Here is a 3,234-nt window from a genome sequence, read left to right as displayed (position 1 = left end):
TTTGAAAAAAATTTTTTAATTTTTCAATTTATCGCCGTGTTTTTTTATATATTTTTTTAAAATTTTTTTATTTTGTTTTTGGGCCAAATTTTTTTTGGGGGGTTTGGGGGTGGGGGTTTGGGGGTTGGGGGTTTGGGGTTTGGGGTTTGGGGTAGGGTTGATTCATGAATCAACCCTACTATGAATCAACCCTAGGGTTTGGGGTTTGACATCCTCGCCGCCGTAAAACGGACGGCGATTCCTCACCACGCCACTTTTTTAGGGTGGTCGCGTCAACGGGGTTGACGCAGATAGCGAAAAACGCTTAATTGCTTAAGTCTGACACTTTCGACCCGTCCGTTTTGAGTGTCCGAATGCCCTCCGTCCACTTTGAACAAGTCGAAAAAATCTCATGTTCAACCTTATTTCCTAGAAAGTTTTACTCGTTCAAGGCCGAATTTGAATTCTTTTCTGAACAAAACTCCCTACTATCTGTTGTCAAGGTTCAGTTTTTAGCTTGGTTATCGCTTTTTCCATTGTAGCTTAAAGCCGTCCTAAAAGGACGGGGTTTTAACCCAAATTTTCGATAAGGAGAAAAATCTATGGATAATAGCCGACAAAACTGGTACATTGTCCAGGAAAATACCGGAATTTGTCAGATTATAGCCCTAGAAAACGGAAAAACCCCAGTCAATGGTCAATACTGGGGTCCTTTGCCGAGCGGGGAGAAGCGATCGCCCGTCGGGTGGGTTTAATTCGAGCGGGCAAATGTCAACCTATTGTTTAGCGGTATTGGTGGGCGTTTTTTTGCCTTCAGTGATTTCTTTTTCCAAGATTTCAAAAGCCTTCTTGAATTGAGGATCCTGGAAGGTTCCCACCCGATCCCGTTCCTGTTGAAGATTTTTGCGCTCTTCCTCGCTCAGTTCCGACTCCACATCAGGATGAATACCATCTTTATTGATGTCGCGTCCTTTGGGGGTGAGATACTTAGCAATTGTCACCGCTAATCCCGAACCGTCACTGAGATTGCGTACCGATTGCACTAATCCCTTACCAAAGGTTTTCGTACCGACAATAACCGCCCGATCATGATCCTGTAAAGCTCCGGAGAGAATTTCACTGGCACTGGCGGAACCACCATCGACGAGGACAACCAGCGGTTTATTAGTCAAAGCTTGATTGTTGGCCCGTTGACGTTCCGTCACCCCTTTGCGATCGACCGTAGAGACAATTAAACCATCAGGTATCCACATCCGAGCGATTTCGATGCTGGCGTAGAGTAAACCGCCGGGGTTAGAACGCAGATCGAGAATATAACCTTTCACCTCTTCGGTTTCCAATTCGCGAATCGCTTGACTCATATCGCCACTAGCTTGGGCGCTAAATTGATTAAGACGGATATAACCGATTTTACCGATCGGGGTGTTTTCCGTGTGGGCGCGCACCGGGTGAATTTCAATTTTGGCCCGGGTAAGAGTCAATTCTTTCTTCTCCTCACCCCGTTGAATCGTGATCTTAACGCTTGTCCCCACTTTGCCGCGGATCATGCTCACCGCTTGCTCCAGTTCCATACCTTCGGTAGATTTACCATCGATAGCGATAATCACATCTTTAGGCAGCACACCAGCTTTAGAAGCGGGAGTGTCTTCAATGGGTGAAACCACGACTAACTGCTTAGTTTTCTCATCTTTGGTCAGTTGAATCCCTACCCCGGTCAATTCTCCCGATGTATCGATCTTCATATTGTTAAACTCTTTGGGATCCATAAAACGGGTATAGGGATCATTGAGAGTTTTCAACATCTCGCGGATAGCGGTGTATGCTTCCTCTTGATTTTTGTAGGAACGATTTAAATACTGATTGCGGATGGCGTTCCAGTCCGATTGATTAAAAGTGCCATCTAAATAAGTGCGGTTGATGATCTGCCAAACCTCATCAACGGTTTCCTTGGGACTTTCCTGAAAAAAAGCTTGACTTTGGGAGAGACGGAATCCCGCCCCCGTGACGGCGACGGTAGACAGGACCACTGCTGTAGCACCGAGAACAAGTCCGCGTTTGTTGATAACCATAGGTAATTTTCGGATAAATTAGGCTGTTCTTGCCAGAACGCTCTTTCTGGCTGACCGTCGAAATATCTTGGCAAAAAGGAGCGTTTAGGTTTCCTGGAGACAGACAAAAGAACGCCTGTAGACTACTACTGTTATAACATTTATTATCTCTTTCTTTGTCAAACTGGTTATTTGAGTAGCGATCGAGTTGCCAGCAGCCCACCTCGCGACGTAAGATAACAGCAAAACTGTCCCGGATTTTCCCTGTCACTAACCCCGCCCTAAAAGGGACGGGGCTTGCCTAGACCAATTTAGGCGACGCAAGTAGAGACTACCGCATCGAGACACCATCTGGCACAGACCTCCGAATACTTCCCTAGTTCGGATTTCCTCTCAGCTTTATTGGTAAAGCGTTGTTAGACAAGACATCTTGATTGTGTTGCGGTAAGGGACTTTAACTTTACTCTTAAGGATTATCTCCATGGCAAGAGTTCCTGTTATCTCAAAAGACGGAAAACCGTTGATGCCCACCAAATCCAGTCGGGCCAGACGGTGGATTAAAGAAGGAAAAGCTATCGGTAAATTCAACGACTTAGGTATTTTCTATGTCCAGCTAACCGATGAACCCTCTAACAACAAAACCCAACCGATTGCTATTGGTATTGACCCGGGTAAATTATTCTCTGGAATTGGCGTTCAATCCTCTCTTTTTACTCTTTGGAAGGCTCACTTAGAATTTCCTTTTAAACGAGTAAGAGAACGACTGGACAATCGCTGCTTAATGCGAAGAGGACGTAGAGGAAGACGGATTAACCGCCAACTTCCTTTTAATCTAAGAGCGCATCGACAAAAACGATTCTCAAATAGAAAACAAGGAAAATTAGCTCCCTCAATCAGAGCTAATCGTCAACTTGAACTTCGAGTCGTTTCCGAACTAACCAAAATCTATCCAATTACCGATATTTACTTTGAGTACATCAAAGCCGATATTGATTTAACTTCCGGTAGAAAAGGAGCTAAGTCTGGAAAAGGTTTTTCGTCGGTTATGGTTGGACAAAAATGGGCTATTGAGCAACTGTCTCAATTGGCAACAGTCCATACTCGCTTTGGTTGGCAAACCTCTAATCTCAGAAAACATTTGCGACTAGAAAAGTCTAAAAATAAAGCAGAACAATCACCCGAAAGTCATGCTAACGATGGAATTGCT

Annotated in this window: 2 protein-coding genes and 1 pseudogene; 2 read left to right on the top strand and 1 reads right to left on the bottom strand. The window is 44.6% G+C overall.

The window, feature by feature from the left end:
* Positions 1–581 precede the first annotated feature (581 nt).
* Positions 582–766 (top strand): annotated as a pseudogene (locus tag O9300_RS12625) (hypothetical protein).
* Here O9300_RS12625 and ctpC read toward each other — a convergent pair.
* Entirely contained in the window at positions 756–2,048 is a 1,293-nt protein-coding gene (gene ctpC / locus O9300_RS12620; protein ID WP_287971959.1) for a carboxyl-terminal processing protease CtpC, read from the bottom strand. The pseudogene O9300_RS12625 and the gene ctpC overlap by 11 nt on opposite strands.
* 460 nt (positions 2,049–2,508) lie before the next feature.
* Here ctpC and O9300_RS12615 point away from each other — a divergent pair.
* Positions 2,509–3,234 (top strand): RRXRR domain-containing protein (locus O9300_RS12615; protein ID WP_287971957.1); only part of this gene is annotated, 726 nt, incomplete at its 3' end.

This window comes from Microcystis sp. LE19-195.1E (genome assembly GCF_027532095.1).
Lineage (GTDB): Bacteria > Cyanobacteriota > Cyanobacteriia > Cyanobacteriales > Microcystaceae > Microcystis > Microcystis aeruginosa.
Note: the sequence above shows the minus strand (reverse complement) of the source record. Positions and strands in the feature narration are given on the sequence as shown.